This is a genomic window from Solwaraspora sp. WMMB335, from assembly GCF_049179075.1.
In the GTDB taxonomy this organism is placed as follows: Bacteria; Actinomycetota; Actinomycetes; order Mycobacteriales; family Micromonosporaceae; genus Micromonospora_E.
In genome coordinates, this window is sequence record NZ_JBMHMF010000001.1 from 6,590,044 (window position 1) to 6,608,154 (window position 18,111).

Here is an 18,111-nt window from a genome sequence, read left to right on the forward strand (position 1 = left end):
TTTCGAGCGCCGTTGCCCTGCTCGTTGCGACAGCGGTTCCCGCCGCTATCGCCCGGGTCTTCCGCAAACAGTGGAACGATCCATCGACCCGTGGTCCACCGCGGACACGACCCAGCGGCGGACCACGACAGGTCCGTGGTCCGCCGCCGGGGCTCGCGCCCGAGGTGTCTCAGTACACCGACAGGTGCACGTGGTTGGTGTGGTCGCTGGACGGGTCGCCGCCGGCCCCGCTGTACGCCTTCCAGCCACTGCTCGGCAGCCAGATCCGCTTGTACCAGATCACGTAGAGCACACCCAGTTGGTCGGCGTTGTTGATGAAGTAGTTCGCCAGGTTGTCCCCGTAGGTCTTGTCCCCGCCGGTGGCCACCCCGCCGAAGCCGTTGGCCTGGGCGGCGAAGTCGCAGGCCCGGCCCTTGGGATGCTCGCCGGAGCTGCCGTTGCGGAAGCACGACACGTACCGGGTGAACCCTGCCGCCTTGGCCTGGTTGAGCGCGTGCAAGGTCCGCGGGGTGATACAGCCGGAGGTGGTCGGGTCGTCGACACTACAGGACTCCGCCGGCCAGGATCCGTTCGCGTTGCGCGGTGCCGGGGTCGCTGCGGCGCTGCTGGACCCGGAGCTGGAGGATCCGGAGTCGGACGATCCGCTGGTCGACGATCCGCCGGAGCTGGCGGCCGCGGCGCGTTCGGCTTCGGCCTGAGCCTCGGCCTCGGCCTTCTCCTCTGCCGCGATCGCTACCTCGAGGGCTCGTTCCGCCTGATTCTTGCGTTGCTCCATGACGGCCAGCTGGTTGCGCTGTTCGCGAACCTCGTGCTCGATGGCCGCCTTGGACCGGGTGACCTGGTCTCGCGTCTGGTAAAGCCCGCGTAGCTCCTTTTCCTCGTTGGCGGTGACCGCGCTCAGCGCTGCGGCCCGGTCCAGGAAGCCCTCCGGTGAGGTGCTGTTGAGCAACGCGGACACCGGTCCGAGCCGGCCGTTGCGGTACGCCCGGTCGACGATGCGTCCGACGTTGCGGTTGCGCTTGTCGAGGTCTGCCTCCACCTCGGTCAGCTGGTCGGTGAGCTTGCGCTGCCGCTCGGTCGAGTGGTCGAGGGCCGCCTTGGCGTCGAGCCAGCCGCGCGAGGCGGCATCGAGTTCCTTACGTAGGCTGGTGGTGCCGCCTTCGTCGTCGCGACGGTCGGGGGCGTGGGCGGCGAGCGCAGCCCCGGCAGGGCTGCCCAGTGGGGCGCCGGTGACGGCGACCGCCATTGCGGCCAGCGCCGCGAACAGAGCGGCTCGGGTTCTTCTGTGGATCATGGACACGTGCAGGGTTCCTTCCGTCAGCCGCCGACCGGGTTAGCTGACGGGTTCGGGACGGAAGATCCCTACCGCTGGCGCGGATACACCCCAGGTACGTGGTTCCCCGGCTCGCCGCGAGGCGATTAGGCGACGGCCTCCGCGGGCGCCGGAGGGGCGCCGCCCGGACGGAGACCGGGGCTGAGACTACCGGCTGTGTCCGCCGTCGTCCCGACATCGATAGCACTATTATGTCCAGATAAATCAGGTATTTCAGTTGATCGCAGCTATTACTGTCGCGGGAAGGTCACGAAACTTAAGCCTTTGCTAATCACCAGTCTGCCGGTCCACATGGTTCCGCTGGCGCGGCCGGCTCGACCTGCAGCGTCGCGTGTTCGATGCCGAACTCTTCGTGTAGGGCCTGCCGGGCGTCACGCAGCACCGACCCGACCTCGACCGAGGTGGTGACCGCCAGGTGCGCCGACGCCACCTCCTTCCCTGGAGTGAGCGTCCACACGTGCAGGTCGTGCACGTCGCGGACACCGGGCACGGCGGCCAGCCGGGCCCTGACCCGGGGCACGTCCAGATGCGTCGGTGCGGCCTGCACCAGGATTCGCACCGCGGCCTGGGCCAGCCGCCAGGTACGGGGCAGGATGAACACGCCGACACCGACGGCGACCAACGGGTCGGCGTACCACCATCCGGTCGTGGCGATCACCAGCGCCGCGACGATCACCCCGACCGAGCCGAGTAGGTCGCCGAGTACCTCCAGGTAGGCGCCGCGCACATTGATGCTTTCCCGGGCACCGGCGCGCAGCAACGCGAACGCGGCCACGTTGGCCAGCAGTCCGGCGACGGCCACCGCGAGCATCGGCCCGGCGAGTACCGGCTCCGGGGCGGTGAACCGGTGGACCGCCTCCACCAGGACGTAGACCGCCACCCCGGCGAGCAGCACCGCGTTGGCCAGGGCCGCGAGCACCTCCAGCCGGTAGAGACCGAAGGTGCGCTGTGGGTCCTCGGCGACCCGGCGGGTGGCCGCGATCGCGGCCAGTGCCATGCCGATACCGAGTACGTCGGTGAACATGTGTCCCGCGTCGGACAGCAGCGCCAGTGACCCGGTCAGCAGCGCGGCCACGGTCTCGACCAGCATGAAGGCGGCCAGCAGGGCGAACGCCACCCAGAGCCGCCCGAAGTGCCGATGACCGGTGGTACCCGCGCCGTGATCGTGTCCCGCGCCCACGTCCGCCACCTTCCGCCGTCCGGCTTCCGACCAGCAGATTAATGCTTACATCGCTATATCTGCAATCTATCGACCGGACAGATCCCCGTCGAGCGTCCAGCGGCCGTCGACCGTCGACGCCGGTCAGTCGCCCGAGCCGGCCACCTCGATCGTGATCAGGCGCTGCGTCGCCCGGGACAAGGCGACGTACAACGTGCGCACCCCGGCCTGTGACTCGGCCCGGATCTGGGCACCCGCGACCAGCACGACCCCGTCGTACTCCATGCCCTTGGCCTGCAGGCTCGACACCACCTGCAGACGGGGATCGGACATGGCGGCCAGCCAGCCCGCGACCTCGTCGCGGCGGGCCAGCGGCGCGATCACCCCGACCGTTCCCTCCACCTCGTCGAGCAGCCCGATCGTCGCCTTGCGTACCGCGTCCGGCAACGCCGCCGGACCGACCCGCTGCTGCCGGGGCGCGACGCCCGTGGAACGCACCGCCGTCGGCAGCTCCGCGTCCGGCGCGACCTCCCGGATCACCTCGGCAGCCAGTGCGAAGATCTCCGCCGGGTTCCGGTAGTTGGTGGAGAGGGTGAACTCGCGCCGTGGTCGGCGACCCCATGCCCGGTCCCTGGCCTGTGTCAGCTCGGCCGGATCACCGGTCCACGCGGTCTGCGCCGGGTCGCCGACCACAGTCCACGACGCGAGCCGCCCACGGCGGCCGATCATCCGCCACTGCATCGGAGACACGTCCTGCGCTTCGTCGACCACCACGTGCGCGTACTCCCGGTAGTCCGCCGGTCGCTCCCGGGCCGCCGCCCGAGCCGCCTGCGCACGGTCGGCGAACGTGCTCACCTCGCGCACCCCGCCGGCAACCTGGAACGGATCCCGTTGCCGGCGCCGCGGTTGCGGCGGCCGTCCGAGCAGCGCGTCCAGCTCGTCCAGCAGCGCCACGTCGGCGATGGTCGGCCCGTCGGCGGCGAGCCTGCCGAACGACTCGATCAGCGCGGCGACCTCGGCCGGGTCGAGGATGCCCCGGGCGTAGCGGCCCAACCGCTCAGGCCGGGCCAGCCAGGCCAGCACGTGCCGGGGCAACAGCCGAGGCCACCAGGCCCGCAGGAAGTCCCGGAAGTCCTCGCGGTCGGACAGGTCCTCTTCGAACTCGGCCTGGGTCGGCATCCTCGACACCGGTGCGAGCTGCTGGACCTGCGCCCACAAGGCGTCGAACAGGCCGTCGATACCCGCCCGGCGAACCTCGTTGCGCCGGGCCCCCCGGGGCAGCGCCCGGGTCCGGATGCCGTCCAGCTCCGCCACCCGCAGCCGCAGCAGGTGTCCCCGGTAGAGCAACCGCAGCTCGGTCGGGCCGTCCGGCACCGCGTCACGGACCGCGCGCTCCAACACCCGGCGCATCCGTAGCGACCCCTTGACCACCGCCGTGCCCGCCGGGTCGGTCCGGGTCGCGGACACCCCCGGCACCAGTGAGCCCAGCGACCGCAACGTGGCGCTCTCCTCACCGAGCGCCGGCAGCACCGCGGCGATGTACTCGACGAAGACCGCGGACGGTCCGACCACCAGAATGCCGCCGCTGGCGAACCGGTTGCGGTCGGAGTACAGCAGGTACGCCGCGCGGTGCAGCGCGACCGCCGTCTTGCCGGTGCCGGGCCCACCGGACACCACGGTGACCCCGGAGGCCGGTGACCGGATCGCCTGGTCCTGCTCCTGTGCGATGGTGGCCACGATGTCACGCATTCCCCGGCCCTTGGCCCGGGCCAACGTGGCCAGCAGCGCGCCGTCGCCGACCACCCGCATGCCGTCCGGGGCGGCACCCGGGTCGAGCAGGTCGTCGGAGATCCCGGTGACCCGCTCCCCGCGCGAGGTGATGGTGCGCCGCCGCACGACCCCGCCCGGCTGCGCCGGGGTGGCCTGGTAGAAGGCGGCTGCGGCCGGGGCCCGCCAGTCGATCAGCAACGGCTCGGCCTGCTCACCCCGCACGCCCAGCCGCCCGACGTACAGTACGGTGCCTTCGCGCAGGTCGAGCCGGCCGAACACCAGACCCTCGTGTTCGGCGTCGAGCAGATGCCGCCGCCGGGCGGCGTGGAACACCATCGCGTCACGTTCCACCAGTGCCCCGACGTTGCCGACCCGGGCCAACCGGTAGCCGTCCCGCTCCGCCCGCACCGCGTCACGGCGCAGCTGCGCCAACCGGGCGTACACCCGGTCGACGTGCCGCTGCTCGACGGCGATCTCCTGGTCCAACACGGTGATGTCGGTCAATGCAGCAGCTCCTGGGCGGGGGCGGACCAGCCGCTGGGACGGCCGGGCCGCCAGCGGGCGGTGTACCGCGCCGGACTGCCCGGACACGTGCGGTAGACACCGCAGGCATCCGGTCCGGGCCCGGCAGTCCTACGACGTTACCGTCCGCGTGCCACCGCCATGCGACATCCCGGTCGCGTCCCCGGCGCCTCGCCGGCTGTGCCCGACCGTGTCGAGGACGGACGGTCGTTCGCCGAAGCGTCGTGGTGAGAAGATTCGCAACCATCTTCCGGACCGACCGGTAGCACGTCACGCTGCAACCATGCCGTCACCGTCGCCCCCGACACCGGACTCCCGGACCCCGCGCCCGGTCGGGCCGCCGCCGCCGGACCACCCTGGCCCAGCCCAGGCCCTGGCCGAGTTGATGGCCGGCAACCGGCGTTTCGTGACCGGGCAGCCCCGGCACGGCCACGACGTGTCGGCCGCTGCGGCGAGCGCGGCGCTCGGCGAGCAGCACCCGATCGCGTTCGTACTCGGGTGCATCGACTCCCGCGTGCCGCTGGAGGCGATCTTCGATCAGACATTCGGCTCGATCTGTGTCGGGCGCACCGGTGCGCAAGTGCTCGACCAGGCGATTCTGGGGTCGATCGAGTTCGCGGTCGACTCACTCGGAGTGCCATTGGTGGTCGTGCTCGGCCACGAGCGGTGCGGCGCGGTGGGCTCGACCATCGCCGCCGAGCGGGCTGGTGCCCGCCCAGCCGGCGGCGTCGGATACCTCGTCGAGCAGATCGCGCCCGCGGTTGCCGAGGTCGGGCTCGACCATCCCGACGTGCAGCCGCTCGCGGTGCGGGCGCACGTACGCCGCACCGTCCGGCGGCTGCGCCAGGTCGAACCGCTGGCGAACGCCTTGACGCAGCGCCGGATCGACATCGTCGGCGGCGTGTACGACCTCGGTAACGGGCAGGTGGAACTGCTCGGCTGAGGTCGACCCCGGCTGTCCTGGCGACAGTACAGTGACCCGGCCGGGCGACCGCCCGGCCGGGTCTACGCGTGGTGTCCGCCTGGCTGGTAGGCCCGTGCTGCTCAGGCTTCGAAGACTCCGGCCTCGACCAGCCGCTTCTCGGTCAGCTCCCAGCCGTGACCCGGGTGCGCGGCCGCCAGCGCGTTGATCTCGGCCCGGATCTTCGTGGCGTGGCCGGCACCGGCCAGCGTCCGGATCTCCGCCACGAAGGCTTCCGAGTCGGTACGCAGGTGGGCGGTCTTGCCCGTGGTGAGGTTGCGGACGTAGGCGTGCTTGCCGCTGTTGAGCGGAATCAGGTACTTGAACTCGCCGAGGACGCTCAGCGCACCAGCCTGACCGGCCTGGCCGGCGCGGACTGACGCGCGCGCGGTCTTGGAGGTGTTGCTCGCCACGGGGGGACTCCCTTGCAGGAATGACGGTACGGACAGAGTCGGTAGGCCCTTCATCCTACCGGACGACTGGCCGGAGTCCGTGCGGGTGACCCGGCCGGCCAGCAGGCACAACGGTGGGCCGGGCTGGGCCATTCCGGTAGCGGCCGACCCCGTCCGGTCGGATCCGGGGAAATACCGGTGGTCAGTTTTCCGATTCACTGGCGCACCACCGGCCACAACAGTCATCATTAGTCACACCGCCCGGTCGATCGAGGTCGTAGGGGAAGACGCACCTCGCTCTCCGGGAGGTCACCGTGCCAACGCGTGGCGTCGTATATGTCCACTCGACCCCGCTCGCCGTGTGCCCTCACGTCGAGTGGGCGATATCGCGTGTCCTCGTCGCGCCGGTCAACCTGCACTGGACGGCTCAGCCGCTCGACCCGAACGGACGGCGGGCCGAATGCAGTTGGGCCGGCCGGCCGGGCACCGGTGCCGAACTGGCCGCTGCTCTCCGGCAGTGGCCGATGACCCGTTTCGAGGTGACCGAGGAGCCGAGTCCCGGCCTCGACGGCGAGCGCTTCATGCACGTTCCTGGCCGTGGCCTGTTCCGGGCGACGACCGGGGCCGCTGGTGACATCCAGCTCGGCGAGGACCGGATCCGGGCGATCATCGCGGCGGCGCCCGCGCCGGAGGCGATCGTGCACGCCCTCGACAAGGCCATGGGTACGGCCTGGGACACCGAGCTCGAGCCGTACCGGCACGCCGGGGAAGGCGCGCCCGGCACGCTGCTCACCCGGGTCGGTTGAGCGCCCCGCCCACCCGGACCCGGTAGCGCGCGTACGCTCATCCGGTTCGAGTGAGCTCAGCACCGGGTCGGCTTGCCGCCTCGGCCGTAGCCTGATGTGATGGCCGGCGTGTTCCCCTCACCCCGAGTAACTATCGCCACCCTCCTGCTCGTCGCGCTGAGTGTGATGGCCGGCTGCGCCGGTAGCGGTAAGTCGAAAGTCGGTGCCGCGTCCAGCGAGCCGGACCCGACGACTGGTGGGACCGGCAGCCCACCCGCCGATCATCCGCCGGTAGTCCGGTTGGTTGCTACCCTCAGTGATGAAGACCTGGTCGGACAGGTACTGATGCCGTACGCGTACGGAGCGTCGGCGACCGAGGTGTCGACCGGTTCGGCGGCCGGGAACCAAAAGCTGGCCGGCGTCGACACACCGGCCGAGATGATCACCCGGTACCGGCTCGGCGGGCTGATCCTGGTCGGCTTCTCCGCCGATGACCCCACCGGCAGCAACCAGCCGACGACCAACGTCGACGGCCCTGGCCAGGTCCACGCGCTGACCACCGGACTGCGCGGCGCCGCCGCCACGCTGCCCGCCGCCACCCTGCCCGACGGCGGCGATCTTCCGCTGCTGATCGGCACGGACCAGGAGTTCGGCATCGTCACCCGGATCAGCGACGGAGTCACAGTGCTACCGAGCGCGATGGCGGCCGGCGCGGCGGGTCAACCCGCGCTGACCGAGGCCGCCTGGCGGGCTGCCGGGACCGAACTGGCCGCGCTCGGCGTCAACGTCGACTTCGCGCCGGTCGCCGACGTGCTCGGGGTCGACAGCACGGTGATCGGTTCCCGCTCCTACGGCGCCGACCCGCGGGCCACGGCCGAGCAGGTCGGCGCTGCGGTCCGCGGCCTGCAGGCAGCCGGGGTCGCCGCCACGTTGAAGCACTTCCCGGGACACGGTCACACCGCGGTCGACTCGCACGGCGACCTGCCGGTGCTGGCGCAGGACCGGGAGGCGCTCGGCACCGCTGACCTGCCGCCGTTCGCCGCCGGGATTCGAGCCGGGGCCGGGCTGGTGATGTCCGGGCACCTTGACGTCACCGCGGTCGACCCGGGCGTGGCCGCCACCTTCTCCCGGCGGGTCCTCACCGACCTGCTCCGCGGTGAACTGGGGTTCGACGGGGTGGTGGTCACCGACGGGATGAACATGGCACCGGCCCGGGTGATGCCTCCGGGCGAGGCGGCGGTCGCCGCGATCAACGCCGGCAACGACCTGATCCTGATGCCGCCGGATGTGGCCGGTGCCCATCGTGGGCTGCTCGACGCGCTGCACGACGGCACCCTGCCGCGCGAGCGCCTGGTGCAGGCCGTCACCCGGGTGCTCACCCTCAAACAGCGGCTGGCCGCCAGCCAGACCCCACCGATGTCGGTGCTCGGCGCCGCCGGACACTACGCCGCCGCGCAGCGGCTGGCCGAGGCCGCGATCACCCAGGTCCGGGGCGACTGTACCGGGATCGACGGGCCGGTCACGGTGAGCAGTTCCGCAGGCCGGGACACCACCCGGGCGCTGCTGACCGAGGCACTGCGCACCAGCGGCGTGGAGGTGGTCACCACCGGTGGCACCCGGGTCCATCTGGTCGGATACGGCGACACCACGGCAGACCTGCGGGCCGACGCCGACGTCACGGTGGCCATGGACACCCCCTACCTGCTGGCCCGGGCCCGGTCCGCGGTCCTGCTGGCGACCTACTCGTCCAGCGCGGCGTCGATGGCCGCACTGGCGCGGGTGCTGCGCGGGGCCGCACCGGCACCGGGACGGCTTCCGGTGCCGGTCGACGGCCTGCCGGAGACCTCCTGCGCCGGCTGAGACGGGTATCCGGCCGCTTCAGACCCTGGTGAAGACGAGGGCCACGTTGTGCCCACCGAAGCCGAACGAGTTGTTCACCGCGGCGGGGATGTCCAGCGGCCGGGGCTTGTGCGCGACCACGTCGAGGTCGAGCTTCTCGTCGGGATCGTCCAGGTTGATCGTCGGCGGTACCACGCTGTCGTGGATCGCCAGGATGGTGGCGATCGACTCCACCGCGCCCGCGGCACCGAGCAGGTGCCCGGTCATCGACTTGGTGGCGGTCAACACCGGGTGACCGCCGATCGCCGCACGCAGCGCGACCAGCTCGGCGAGATCGCCCACCGGGGTCGAGGTGGCGTGCGCGTTGACATGCACGATGTCGGTGCCGCTGACCGCGGCGTCGGCGAGCGCCAACCGGATCGCCCGTGCCGCGCCCCGGCCCTGCGGGTCGGGCTGGACGATGTCGTACCCGTCGGACGTGAGACCGGCCCCGGCGAGCCGGGCGTAGATTCGTGCGCCGCGCGCCGCCGCATGGTCGGCCCGCTCGAGTACGACGATGCCGCAGCCTTCGCCGAGAACGAACCCGTCACGTGCGGTGTCCCACGGCCGCGACGCATGCTCCGGGTCGTCGTTACGGGTGGACATCGCCCGCATCGAGGCGAAGCCGGCGATCGGCAGGCCGTGGATGACCGCCTCGGTGCCACCGGCGACCACCACGTCGGCGCGCCCGGAGCGGATCATGTCCAGACCCAGCGCGATCGCCTCGGCGCCGGTGGCGCAGGCGCTGGCCACCGAGTGCACCCCGGCCTGCGCGCCGAGTTCCAGCCCGACCCAGGCGGCCGGGCCGTTGGGCATGAGCATCGGTACGGTGTGCGGCGACACCCGTCGCGGGCCGGATGCCTCCAGGATGTCGTCCTGGGCGAGCAGGGTGAGCGCGCCGCCGATGCCGGAGCCGACGCTCACCCCGAGACGTTCCGGGTCGACGCCGGCGTCGGCCAGCCCGGCATCCGCCCACGCCTCGTCGGCGGCGATCAACGCGATCGCCTCCGAACGGTCGAGCCGGCGCAGCTTGACGCGGTCCAATCGCTGCGCGGGCTCGACCTCCAGCTGAGCGGCGATCCGGACCGGCAGTTGCGCGGCCCAGTCCTGGGTGAGCGCACCGACCCCGGACCTGCCGTTGAGCATGGCGTCCCAGGTCGACGCGACATCCCCGCCCAGGGGGGTGGTCGCGCCGATCCCGGTGACGACGACGTCGACCCCTGTCATGCCTGCGCCTCGATGTAGGCGACGGCGTCGCCCACGGTCTTGAGGTTCTGCACCTCGTTGTCCGGAATCTTCACGCCGAACTTCTCCTCGGCGGCCACCACGACCTCGACCATGGAGAGCGAGTCGACGTCCAGGTCATCGGTGAACGACTTGTCGCCGGCCACGTCGTCCGGGCTGACCCCGGCGACCTCTTCGAGGATCTCGGCGAGGCCGGCGGTGATCTCGTCACGGGTCATGGGATTTCGCTTTCTTCTCGATGGGTGAATTGTGGTGCCTGCTCCGCCCGGGGCACGACCGCGGTGGAGCTCACGGGCAGCGGACAACCTGCCCGGCGTAGGTGAGGCCGCCACCGAAGCCGAACAGCAGCACCGGCGCGCCCGACGGGATCTCCCGTCGTTCGACCAGCTTCGACAGGGCCAGCGGCACGCTGGCCGCGGAGGTGTTGCCGGACTCCACGATGTCCTTGGCGATGACCGCGTTGGGCATGCCGAGGCGCTTGGCGATACCGTCGATGATCCGGGCGTTCGCCTGGTGGGGCACGAACGCCGCGATGTCGCCGGGGTCGACTCCGGCGCGTTCACAGGCCTGCAGTGCCAGCGGGGCCAGCGCCGTGGTCGCCCACCGGAACACCGACTGCCCCTCCTGCTCCACGTACGGCCGCCAGCCCTCGATGCGAACCGCGTCGCTCTTGTCCGGGGCGGAACCCCAGACCACGGGACCGATACCGGTGGTTTCGCCGTCGCCGGTCGCGGTCAGCACCGCAGCACCGGCCCCGTCGCCGAAGATTATGCACGTCGACCGGTCGGTCCAGTCGGTGAAGTCGGACAACTTCTCCGCGCCGATGACGATGGCGTTGCGGGTGGCCCCGGCCCGGATCGCGTGGTCGACGGTGCCCAGCGCGTAGCTGAACCCTGAGCAGGCGGTGTTGATGTCGTACGCGCCCGGGGCGTGGATGCCGAGCCGGGCGGCCACCCGGCAGGCGACGTTCGGGCTGCGGTCGACCGCGGTGCAGGTGGCGACCACCACGAGGTCGATGTCGTTGGGGGTGAGCCCGGCGTTGGCCAGCGCCTTGTCCGCCGCTGCGGCCGCCATGTCCGCGACGGTCTCCGAGTCGGCGATCCGCCGGGTGACGACGCCGACCCGGTCCCGGATCCATGCGTCGTTGGTGTCCACCAGTTGTGCCAGTTCGTCGTTGGTCACCACCCGAGACGGCTGGTAGTGCCCGAGGGCCGCGATCCGCGATCCGGTCATAGCTTGCTGCCTTCCCAGCGCGTCGCCGTTGCGCGCGCTCACAATGCGGATCCGCTGATCCGGGCCAGTGGTTGACCGGGGGCGACCGGGTCGTCGTGATGGGCGAGCCACTCGGTGAGTGCCCCGTCGTCGTGGGCGGCGACATCGACCGGACCGTGCCGGGTGGTGACGTAACCGATGAGCTGGCCGGCGGTGATCGGGTCGCCCTCGGCGAGGCCGGCCGCCGGCTCGAAGGTGCCGGCGCTGGCCGAAACGACCACCCTGAACTGGGTGGCCGGTTCGTGGCTCCGGCCGGTGCTCTGGCTTCGGCCGCTCGTTGCCACCGGGCGGTTGGGCACCATCCCGTGCCGAGCCATCAGATCACGGGCCGCAGGCAGGTCGTCGGGGGTCCGGAGGGCGACGACCTCCGGCCCGGTGCGGTTCTTGAACTCGCGCTTGACCAGGCCGGCGAGGGTGCCCGCCGGCGGCAACTCCAGCACCCCGGTGACGCCCAGATCGACCAGGGCCTGCATGCACAGGTCCCAGCGCACCGGTGCGGTGACCTGGCGGACGAGGCGTTGCAGCAGTTCGCGGCCGTGGCTGACGGTGGAACCATCGAGATTGGACAGCAGGATCCGGTTGGGTTCGGCGGGGGTGATCCCGGCCGCCACCGTGGCGAGTGCCTGCTCCGCTGCGGCCATGTACGGGGTGTGGAAGGCACCGGCGACCTTCAGCACCGTCGCCCGGGACTTCGGCGGTGGTGCCGCGGCGAACTTCTCCAGCTGCTCGCTGGCCCCGGCCGCGACGATCTGGCCCGTGCCGTTGTGGTTGGCGGCGTACAGTCCGTGACTGTCGATCGCGGCCAGCACCTCCTCCCGGTCTCCGCCGAGGACGGCGGCCATCCCGCTGGCCTGCGACGCGCAGGCAGCGGCCATCTCCCGTCCCCGTACGGCGGCGAGAGCGATCGCCGACTCGGGCGTGAGCGCTCCGGCCAGTGCGGCCGCGGCGAGTTCGCCCACGCTGTGCCCGGCGACCACGGCGACGTCGTGCAACCCGGCGGGCCGGTGCGCGGTGCGTGAGCCGCCCGACAGTTGCTCGGCCGCGAGCAGCGCGGCCGCTACGAGCAGCGGCTGGGTGCGTGCGGTGTCCTTGATCTCGTCCGCGTCGGCGGTGGTGCCGAGCCGCACCAGGTCCACACCGGCGAGTACGGACCACCACCGTAGCCGGGCGCCGGCGCCGGGCAGGTCGAGCCAGGGCATCAGGAAGCCGGGTTTCTGGGCACCCTGGCCTGGGGAGAGTACGGCGAGCACGACTATGACTCTTCCTGATACCGGTGGGTCAGTCGGGTGCGGTGAGGTACCAATCCGCACTAGTCTCGTTGGAGGAATCCTACAAACATCGACCGACGAACATGGGATGCCCGGTGGGTCGGCTCTTCAGCTGCCGTTCAGTTGCGGGTCACCTGCGACGGCGGTGCCGGATCGAGACGTCCGATCGCCAGCGCCATCTGCAACGCGTACGCGTCCCGGGCGGCGAACGGCGACAACCCGGTGACCTCGCCGACCCGCCGCAGCCGGTAGCGCACCGTGTTCGGGTGCACGAACAACGCCCGCGCGGTCGCTTCCAGCACCGCGCCGCACGCGAAGAAGGCGTCCAGCGTCTCGAGCAACTCGCCGCCGGCACGTACCAGAGCCGCGTACACGTCGCGGCGCAGCCGTCGGCGGGCCTCCGGGTCGCCGGCCAGAGCCCGCTCGGGCAGCAGGTCCGCGGCGGCTACCGGGCGCGGTGCGGTGGGCCAGGCCGGTGCCGCCCGGTAGCCGGCCAGTGCGGCGCGCGCCGATTCGGTCGCTTCGTCCAGGCTCGCCACCACGGGCCCGACCACCACCGGACCCGATCCGAACGCATCCAGCAGCCTGCCGGTCGCCGCCAGCGAGTCGGCCGCGCCGCCGAGCACCACGACCAGCCGGTCGTTGTGTACGCCGCCGATCGTCTCCACCCCGAGCCGCCTGGCCGCCCGGTAGACGATCTGCAGTACGGCGGTGACCTCGCCGCCGGGCGACCGGCCGACGACGACGGCCACCGGCGCGGCGTCCGTCCAACCCAGCGCGGCGGCCCGGCTGGCCAGTACGTCCGAGCTGTCACCGCGCAGCAGCGCGTCGACGAGCAGGGCCTGCAGCCGGGCATCCCACGCCCCGCGCGTCTCCGCGGCCCGGGCATAGACCCGGGCCGCGGCGAAGGCGATCTCGCGGGAGAAGCGCAGCACCGCCTCGCGCAGCAGCGCCTCCTCCCCGACGGCGGCCAGGTGCGGCACCTGCGCTTCGACGACGTCGATGGTCACCTTGATCAGTGCGACCGTGTGCTGCAGGCTGATCGATCTGGCCAATGCCCGCGGCGCGGCGGCGAAGACCTCGTCGGACACGGCCTGCGGGCTGCCGGCGGCACCACCGCCGTCGCGCAGCCACTCCACCAGTGACCGGACTCCTGCCTGGGCGACCAGCATCACCCAGGCCCGCTGATCTGCTGGCAGTTCGCGGAACCAGGCCAGGGTCTCGTCCATCCGCGTCACGCTCGCGGTCGCGAGGGCTCCGGCGGACCGTTCGATACGGCGCAGCGTCGCGGCGAGTTGCGCACCGGGCAGGTGCTCCGAGGCCGCGGGAGCCGGGTCCGATACACCCGATACACCCGACGCCCCGTCGCCGGCCGCCGGGCCGCCCGCGCCGGACCGGCCCGCGCCGGCGATGTCCGCCGTACCATTGCGCTTGGTCGCCACCCCGCCAGCCTGTCACGGCCCGCCGGTGATGTGGTACCGGGCGTGCCACCATGGGCCGATGATCGCTCGTCCGCCCCTGGCCGTCCCGCTGCTGGCTACGGTCGCCCTCGCCGCGCTGACCGTGCTGCTGGCGGTGGAACCGGCGATCCTCGCACGGGTGGACGCCCCGGTGGTCGAGTGGTTCCGGGCGTTTGGTGATGATCGCCCTGCGCTGATCGCCGTCGTACGGATCGCGACGGACGTCGCGGCCACCGTTCCCTTCCTCGCGGCCGGTGCCGGCGCCACCGTCGTGTTCGCCGCCCGCTCGCAGCGGGCGCGGGCGTGGTTCTGCGCGACGGCCACCGTCGCGGTGCCCACCGGCTGGGCGTTGGGGCAGGCACTGCTGCACCGGCCGCGGCCGGCGGACGGATTCGTGACGATCGCGGCCAGTGGGTTTCCCAGTGGGCATACCGCGAACGCTTCGGCAACGGCGTTCGCCGTGGCCCTGCTGGTCTGGCCCGCTGCCCGACGCGGTGCCCGGGGGCTGCTGGTGACGCTCGCCGTCGTCGGGGTGGCCGCCGTCGCCGCCACCCGGCTGCTGCTGCTCGCCCACTGGCCGGCGGACGTTGTGGGCGGTGTCCTGCTCGCGGTGACCGTCGTGTCACTGGCCGCGTCGTGGACATCCCGACGGGGGCGGGAACCGGGGTGGCCGCCACCAGCCGATCGCCAACCTGGCATGGTGTCGTCTCGGGATGGCTCGTGCGAGGTGAGGAGACCGTGATGGCGCACGTGGGGGCGGGCCACAGCAGCGGGGCCGGTCGCGATCAGCCGGGTGAACTGGACCAGCCGGTGCCGGCCCGGCCGCCGGTCGTCGCCGCGGCCGCAGACGAGGATCGGTCCACCGGACCCGCGCCACCGCATGGATCGGGCTGCCGGGCCGGCCGGCGTGGCTGGGTCGGCACGCACCGCCACGGCGGCGTACGGCCGCGCCAGCGGCCCGCGCGCCGGGAGCGACCGCCGGATCGCTGGTGCTAGCAAGCGGGTCCGGCGGTCAGCGGGTCCGGCGGCGTACCAGCAGCGCGATCGCCGCAAGCCCCAGGGTGATGCCGACCACTACCGCTCCGTTGACCAGCAGGGCCTGACGCAGGTCGGTCAGCATCCGGTCGATGTCCTCGCCGGGCCTGAGCGCGTCCTCCGGAATCATCCGCTCGCCACCGCCGATACCACCGCTGATCGCGTCCGGCCGGGCGGGCAGCGGCGCGCCGGCCGCTCGCAAGGTCTCGGACATGGTCAGCCGGCCGAAGAACCAGGCCGCAGCGGTCTTGCTGCCGTCCGGTTGCTGCGCCGGGCGGAACGCGCGGGGGCCGCCCTCAGCCAGCGGGTAGAGCTCGTAGGCGCGGGTCGGCTCCTCCTGTACCAGGACGACGAGCAGGTACTTCGGGCCGAGCTCGGCCGGCTCGGGAGAGCTGGTCTGTCCTGGCCCGGTCAGCCAGTTGACCTGCCCGAGCACGGCGGCGAACAGTTCACCGTTGCCGTCGGCGTTAACGGCGATCGGCTCAGGTAGATCGTCACCATCGATGGTGACGGTCGTTGGGGCTGGTGGCGCCGCTTGGACCGGGGCGCCCGACAGAACCGGCACGCCGAGCGCCAAGAGCAGCGCGCCGGCCGCGAACAGACGGCTGGCCGCCCGCTGTCTCATGGTCAACTCCCTCGCCCCGCAGAGGTTGAATCCTGGTCGATGTGCTCACTACCCCGTGGCGGCCCGGCGTAATCCGCCGCCGGACGGGTCTGGGGACCTCACTGTGAGAGACTCCACACAGCCCTGGACGGTTGCATCCCCCGGACGGATTTTTCGGGAACCATCGCGGATCGGTGACCGACCAACTAGGGAGGTCGACCGGTGGTGATCCGACGAGCGTCTGGTGCCCGATCGTATCGGGCGAGGGCAACGGGTGGGGGACAGGGTGGTACGCGTACCGGCGGTATTGCTCGCGGTGGTGGCGGGAACGCTGACCGTGCTGATCGGAGGGACCCCGGCATCGGCGCACAACGTCCTGACCGGGAGTAACCCGGCCGACGGTGCCAAGGTCGCCGAGGCACCCGACGTGGTCCGCCTGACCTTCCTGGCGAAGCTGAACCCCGAGCAGACCACCGTCACGGTGACCGCGCCCGACGGGACACCGGCGTCCACCGGCACCCCCGCCGTCGACGGTTCGGCGGTCAGCGTCGGTTTCCAGCCCGGCCCGGCCGGGGAGTACACGGTGGATTACAAGGTCCTGTCGACGGACGGGCACTGGGTCTCCGGTGACTTGACGTTCACGCTGACCATCGCCGCGTCGCCGACCGTGTCGCCGTCACCCAGCATCGCGCCGACCCCGGAAACGACCGCGCCGTCCGCTGGGGCCGACGCGACTGCAGCCAGCCCGTCACCGGCGACGCCACAGACGGCCGGCCAGCAGGAAGCTGTCGTCTGGTGGCCGTGGCTGGCCGGCGGCGGCGTGTTGCTCGCGAGCGTGCTGGCCGGGGCGCTGTTCGTCCGACGCCGCCGGGTCTGATCCCGGGACGGTGACCGGTCAGGCGAGCCGGGCGTGCGCGTCACGTAGCCGGCGCAGCGTCCGGTCGCGTCCCAGGACCTCCAGCGACTCGAACAGCGGCAGGCCGACCGAGCGGCCGGTGACGGCCACCCGGACGGGCGCCTGTGCCTTGCCGAGCTTGAGCCCACGCGCCGTGCCGACCTGCTCCAGCGCCGCCTTGAGCGGATCGGCGGACCACTGTGGCAGGGCTTCGAAGGCCACGATCGCGGCGTCGAGCAGGTCGGCCGAGCCCTCCTTCATCGCCTTGGCCCAGGATGCCTCGTCGATCTGCGGGGCGTCGAGGAAGAGGAAGTCCACGTTGGCGACGATCTCGGACAGCACCGCGATCCTGGTCTGGGCCAGCGGCGCGACAGCGGCGAAGGTGGTGGGGTCGTAGTCGACCGGACGCCACGGCGCGGCCCCGGTGAGCCACGGCTGGCAGGCGGCGATGAAGCCCTCGACCGGCAGGGCCCGGATGTACTCGCCGTTGAACGCCCGAAGCTTCTTCTCGTCGAAGAACGCCGGTGACGGGTTGACCGCGTCCAGCCGGAACTCCTGCTCGATCATCGACCAGGGCACGATCTCCCGGTCGTTGCTGGGCGCCCAGCCGAGCAGCATCAGATAGTTGCGCATCGCGTCGGCGAGGTAACCCTCGTCCCGGTACGCCTCCAACGCGACCTTGTCCCGCCGCTTGGACAGCTTCTGCCGCTTCTCGTTGACCACCACCGGCACGTGCGCCCACACCGGCGGCTTCACCCCGAGCGCCTCCCACAGCAGCTGCTGCTTGGGGGTGTTGGGCAGGTGCTCCTCGGCCCGGATCACGTGAGTGATGCCCTGCGAGATGTCGTCGACCACGTTGGCCAGCAGGAAGACCGGGGAACCATCGCCCCGGGCGATCACGAAGTCCTCGATCAACTGGTTGTCGAACGTCGGCTCGCCGCGGATCAGGTCCAGCACCATGGTGGTGCCGGCGTCGGGGGTGTGGAACCGCAGCGCCCGGCCGGCCCCGGCGGCCAGCCCACGGTCGCGGCAGAACCCGTCGTAGCCGCGGTACTCGCTGCCGGTGCGGGCCTGCACGTCGGCCCGGGAACAGTCGCAGTAGTAGGCCCGGCCGGCCTGGTGCAACCGCTCGGCGGCGGCCCGTTGCTCACCGGCGTTGGCCGACTGGAAGTACGGGCCCTCGTACGTGCCGCGACGGATGCCGATCCAGTCGAGTGCGCTGAGGATGCCCTCGATCCACTCGGGGCGGTTGCGCGCGGCGTCGGTGTCCTCCACCCGCAGCACGAAAACCCCGCCGTGCTGCTTGGCGTAGATCCAGTTCTGCAGGGCCGATCGGGCACCGCCGACATGGAACATGCCGGTGGGGGAGGGGGCGAAGCGTACGCGTACCGTCACGGCCTCCAGCCTACGGTCGGCCGGCGCGTCGGCGGCGACCAGGTGTCGGACCGGATCCCGGATGCCCGCTAAGCGTTAATAGGAAACTCTGCACCTTTTGCGGCTATTGTGATTACGCTGCGCCTGACACGACCAGT

General features: G+C 71.9%; 16 protein-coding genes and 1 riboswitch. Of the genes, 5 read left to right on the forward strand and 11 right to left on the reverse strand.

Annotation, left to right across the window (positions count from 1 at the left end; genetic code table 11):
- Positions 1–169: 169 nt before the first annotated feature.
- From ACN27F_RS28405 to ACN27F_RS28415, 3 genes are all read right to left on the reverse strand, one after another.
- The gene (locus ACN27F_RS28405; protein ID WP_421438524.1) at positions 170–1,294 is read right to left on the reverse strand and encodes a coiled-coil domain-containing protein; all 1,125 of its coding nucleotides are present in this window, start codon (positions 1,292–1,294) and stop codon (positions 170–172) included.
- Between the two features lie 12 nt (positions 1,295–1,306).
- Positions 1,307–1,436, reverse strand: a riboswitch (cyclic di-AMP (ydaO/yuaA leader).
- 168 nt (positions 1,437–1,604) lie between these two features.
- Complete coding sequence (locus ACN27F_RS28410) at positions 1,605–2,513, reverse strand: cation diffusion facilitator family transporter (protein ID WP_421438525.1); 909 nt, start codon at positions 2,511–2,513, stop codon at positions 1,605–1,607.
- Positions 2,514–2,636: 123 nt separating this feature from the next.
- On the reverse strand, positions 2,637–4,766 hold the full coding sequence (locus tag ACN27F_RS28415) for a HelD family protein (RefSeq protein ID WP_421438527.1): 2,130 nt from the start codon (positions 4,764–4,766) through the stop codon (positions 2,637–2,639).
- Between the two features lie 301 nt (positions 4,767–5,067).
- On the opposite strand from ACN27F_RS28415, the gene ACN27F_RS28420 reads away from it, so the two are divergent.
- On the forward strand, positions 5,068–5,727 hold the full coding sequence (locus ACN27F_RS28420) for a carbonic anhydrase (RefSeq protein ID WP_421438529.1): 660 nt from the start codon (positions 5,068–5,070) through the stop codon (positions 5,725–5,727).
- A gap of 101 nt (positions 5,728–5,828) precedes the next feature.
- On the opposite strand, the gene ACN27F_RS28425 is transcribed toward ACN27F_RS28420, so the two are convergent.
- Positions 5,829–6,158, reverse strand: a complete 330-nt coding sequence (locus ACN27F_RS28425; protein ID WP_421438531.1) for a hypothetical protein — start codon at positions 6,156–6,158, stop codon at positions 5,829–5,831.
- Positions 6,159–6,451: 293 nt separating this feature from the next.
- Between ACN27F_RS28425 and ACN27F_RS28430 the strand changes: the two genes are divergently transcribed.
- A complete protein-coding gene (locus ACN27F_RS28430) occupies positions 6,452–6,943 on the forward strand; it encodes a DUF3145 domain-containing protein (protein ID WP_421438532.1) in 492 nt (163 codons plus the stop codon).
- 99 nt (positions 6,944–7,042) lie between these two features.
- Positions 7,043–8,782 carry a glycoside hydrolase family 3 protein gene (locus ACN27F_RS28435; RefSeq protein ID WP_421438534.1) on the forward strand — a complete coding sequence of 580 codons (1,740 nt, stop codon included), beginning with the start codon at positions 7,043–7,045 and terminating at the stop codon, positions 8,780–8,782.
- An 18-nt stretch (positions 8,783–8,800) separates the two neighbouring features.
- On the opposite strand, the gene fabF is transcribed toward ACN27F_RS28435, so the two are convergent.
- The 5 genes from fabF to ACN27F_RS28460 all read right to left on the reverse strand — a co-directional run bounded on the left by fabF (position 8,801) and on the right by ACN27F_RS28460 (position 13,895).
- Positions 8,801–10,027 (reverse strand): beta-ketoacyl-ACP synthase II, encoded by a 1,227-nt coding sequence (fabF, locus tag ACN27F_RS28440; RefSeq protein ID WP_421438536.1) that lies wholly within the window; start codon positions 10,025–10,027, stop codon positions 8,801–8,803.
- Positions 10,024–10,263 carry an acyl carrier protein gene (locus ACN27F_RS28445; protein ID WP_326552566.1) on the reverse strand — a complete coding sequence of 80 codons (240 nt, stop codon included), beginning with the start codon at positions 10,261–10,263 and terminating at the stop codon, positions 10,024–10,026. Before ACN27F_RS28445 ends, fabF begins: the two co-directional genes overlap by 4 nt.
- Positions 10,264–10,333: 70 nt before the next feature.
- Entirely contained in the window at positions 10,334–11,278 is a 945-nt protein-coding gene (locus ACN27F_RS28450; protein WP_421438538.1) for a beta-ketoacyl-ACP synthase III, read from the reverse strand.
- Positions 11,279–11,316: 38 nt separating this feature from the next.
- On the reverse strand, positions 11,317–12,567 hold the full coding sequence (locus ACN27F_RS28455) for an acyltransferase domain-containing protein (RefSeq protein ID WP_421438539.1): 1,251 nt from the start codon (positions 12,565–12,567) through the stop codon (positions 11,317–11,319).
- Between the two features lie 137 nt (positions 12,568–12,704).
- Positions 12,705–13,895, reverse strand: a complete 1,191-nt coding sequence (locus ACN27F_RS28460) for a PucR family transcriptional regulator (RefSeq protein ID WP_421440502.1) — start codon at positions 13,893–13,895, stop codon at positions 12,705–12,707.
- A 190-nt stretch (positions 13,896–14,085) separates the two neighbouring features.
- Between ACN27F_RS28460 and ACN27F_RS28465 the strand changes: the two genes are divergently transcribed.
- A complete protein-coding gene (locus tag ACN27F_RS28465; RefSeq protein ID WP_421438541.1) occupies positions 14,086–14,787 on the forward strand; it encodes a phosphatase PAP2 family protein in 702 nt (233 codons plus the stop codon).
- A gap of 270 nt (positions 14,788–15,057) precedes the next feature.
- Here the strand turns inward: ACN27F_RS28465 and ACN27F_RS28470 are convergent, their stop codons facing one another.
- On the reverse strand, positions 15,058–15,705 hold the full coding sequence (locus ACN27F_RS28470) for a hypothetical protein (RefSeq protein ID WP_421438543.1): 648 nt from the start codon (positions 15,703–15,705) through the stop codon (positions 15,058–15,060).
- A 223-nt stretch (positions 15,706–15,928) separates the two neighbouring features.
- Here ACN27F_RS28470 and ACN27F_RS28475 point away from each other — a divergent pair, with 223 nt between their 5' ends.
- Entirely contained in the window at positions 15,929–16,561 is a 633-nt protein-coding gene (locus ACN27F_RS28475) for a copper resistance protein CopC (RefSeq protein ID WP_421438545.1), read from the forward strand.
- 18 nt (positions 16,562–16,579) lie between these two features.
- Here ACN27F_RS28475 and gltX read toward each other — a convergent pair whose 3' ends face one another.
- Positions 16,580–17,974, reverse strand: coding sequence for a glutamate--tRNA ligase (gltX, locus tag ACN27F_RS28480; protein ID WP_421438546.1), 1,395 nt, complete (start codon positions 17,972–17,974; stop codon positions 16,580–16,582).
- Positions 17,975–18,111: the final 137 nt, after the last annotated feature.

Coding starts and splice junctions, on each gene's coding strand:
- ACN27F_RS28405 (WP_421438524.1), bottom strand. CDS start 1,294: ATGATCCACAGAAGAACCCGAGCCGCTCTGTTCGCGGCGCTGGCCGCA.
- ACN27F_RS28420 (WP_421438529.1), top strand. CDS start 5,068: ATGCCGTCACCGTCGCCCCCGACACCGGACTCCCGGACCCCGCGCCCG.
- ACN27F_RS28435 (WP_421438534.1), top strand. CDS start 7,043: ATGGCCGGCGTGTTCCCCTCACCCCGAGTAACTATCGCCACCCTCCTG.
- fabF (WP_421438536.1), bottom strand. CDS start 10,027: ATGACAGGGGTCGACGTCGTCGTCACCGGGATCGGCGCGACCACCCCC.
- ACN27F_RS28445 (WP_326552566.1), bottom strand. CDS start 10,263: ATGACCCGTGACGAGATCACCGCCGGCCTCGCCGAGATCCTCGAAGAG.
- ACN27F_RS28450 (WP_421438538.1), bottom strand. CDS start 11,278: ATGACCGGATCGCGGATCGCGGCCCTCGGGCACTACCAGCCGTCTCGG.
- ACN27F_RS28465 (WP_421438541.1), top strand. CDS start 14,086: ATGATCGCTCGTCCGCCCCTGGCCGTCCCGCTGCTGGCTACGGTCGCC.
- ACN27F_RS28470 (WP_421438543.1), bottom strand. CDS start 15,705: ATGAGACAGCGGGCGGCCAGCCGTCTGTTCGCGGCCGGCGCGCTGCTC.